Here is a 635-nt window from a genome sequence, read left to right on the forward strand (position 1 = left end):
ATCAAGACTTTCCTCGGCGTTGCCGCTGCCGGTTCGCTCATGTTTTCCCTGGCTGCCTGCAGCCCGGCGAACAACGCTTCCTCCGCTCCGGCCACCTCGGCGTCTTCCTCGGCTGCGGCTGAAAAGCCCGAGCCGCTCGCCTCGATCCCGGCACTGACCGGCGTCTCCACCGCGGTGAAGCTCGATGCTTCCTTCGCGAAAGCCCTGGAAACCCTCAAGCTCACCCCGGGCACCGTCGGTACCGCCAAACTGACCGACGGCTCGCTGGTCTTCCCCATCACCGGCGGCAAGGTCGACTACTACGACCCGGCCAAGGACTACCGCCCCTACGTCCAGGGCCTGATCAGCCACGCCGGCTCCGGGTTCTCCCTCACCGCCGGTGACACCAAGGTCGAACTGACCAACTTCACCATCGACCCGGGCACCTCCAAGCTCTACGGCGACGTCGCAGTGAACGGCACCACCGCCGTCAAGCAGGCCTACATCTTCAACCTCGACGGCTCCACCCTCAAGCCCCTCCAGGCATCCGGTGACACCGCCGTCCTCGAAGGCACCCGCGTCCTGATCTCCGACACCGCCGCCGGCCTGCTGAACAAAACCTTCAAGACCGACGCCGTGAAGGCCGACATGCTCGT

The 635-nt window shown here is 65.7% G+C and carries 1 protein-coding gene; it reads left to right on the forward strand.

The window, feature by feature from the left end; all coding sequences use genetic code 11:
• Positions 1–635: hypothetical protein (locus AC1DH3_RS16675; RefSeq protein WP_476909819.1), on the forward strand; the 635-nt coding region annotated here is incomplete at both ends.

This window comes from Arthrobacter sp. 05L428 (assembly GCF_056397665.1).